The 1,276-nt window shown below is 62.1% G+C and carries 1 protein-coding gene; it reads left to right on the top strand.

Annotation, left to right across the window (positions count from 1 at the left end; all coding sequences use genetic code 11):
- Nucleotides 1-633: 633 nt before the first annotated feature.
- Nucleotides 634-1,276: PEP/pyruvate-binding domain-containing protein (locus tag Q0629_RS07685; protein WP_298780977.1), on the top strand; the 643-nt coding region annotated here is incomplete at its 3' end.

Consider the following 1,276-nt stretch of genomic DNA (forward strand, 5'->3'; position numbering starts at 1 on the left):
AAGGAGGGGAGGCCCCACGCGGGCGAGCCATGAACGTGCCCGCATGAGGGCCTCCTGCGCTTTTTATTCCGAAGTTATGGCCCTGACCTCCTCCGTGGACATTCCCGTCGCCTGAGCGACCTGCTCCAGCGTCAGGAGACCGGAGGCGGCGAGCTGCCGTACGACGTCCGCCCGACCCTTTGCCTCGCCCAGCGCGCGCCCCCGTTCAAGCCCTTGTTCAAGTCCCTGTTCAAGTCCCTTCTTGCGCCCCTCCTCAAGCCCTTGTTCAAGCCCTTTCTTGCGCCCCTCCTCAAGCCCCTGTTTGTGGCCTTCGGCAAGGCCTTGATTGCGGGCATCCTTGAGGAAAGCCCGCCGATCCCACTCCGCCTGCCGAAGCTTCGCCGCTGCAGAACGGACCCTTTTGACCGCCGGAGCGTTCCCTCCGACAGGATGAAATCCTTGGAAATCCCCATTGAAGGGAGCCCTCGAAAACGCTATAGTATAAGGGATAGTGATGTTATCAATTCGGTTTGTTAATACTGTGAGGCCTGAGCGCGCCGGAGGGTTGGAGTTGGAAGCGGGTTCGCGTCGCTTTGGATTGCGAAGTGTGGCGCGCTTCCGCAAAACGTTTTTGTCGAACGAGGAGTGAGTGGTATGGCGGAGAAGTTTATCTACAGTTTGAAGGAAGGAAAGGGCGATCAGAAGCTGCTTCTGGGGGGCAAGGGAGCCAACCTGTGTCACATGGTGCAGAGCGGCCTTCCCGTGCCGCCCGGCTTCATCCTGACCACCGAGGTCTGCCGCAGGTACATGCAGGACCCGAAGATCATGGACGCGGTCTGGGACGACGTCAAGCGCCACGTCAAGGAGCTTGAGAAGGAGGCCGGAAAGGGCTTCAACGACGGAAAGAACCCGCTTTTGGTCTCGGTGCGGTCCGGCGCCCCCATCTCCATGCCGGGCATGATGGAGACGATCCTGAACCTGGGCCTGAACGACGAGACCGTCGAGGGGCTGGCTTCCGTTTCCGGCAATCGGCGCTTCGCGTTCGACAGCTACCGCCGCTTTATCCAGATGTTCGGGAGCGTCGTGGACGAGGTGAGCTCCGACCGGTTCGAGCAGGCCCTCTCGGCCTGCAAGAAGGCGCTCGGCGTCGCCCAGGACTTCGAGATCCCCGCCGAGGCGCTGGAGAAGCTGGTGGCCGAGTTCAAGGCGATCTACAAGGCCGCCACGGGCCGGGACTTCCCCACCGACCCGTGGGAGCAGCTTCGCAGGGCCATCGAGGCCGTGTTCAGGAGCTGGA

The organism is uncultured Fretibacterium sp. (assembly GCF_938030725.1).
Lineage (GTDB): Bacteria > Synergistota > Synergistia > Synergistales > Aminobacteriaceae > Fretibacterium.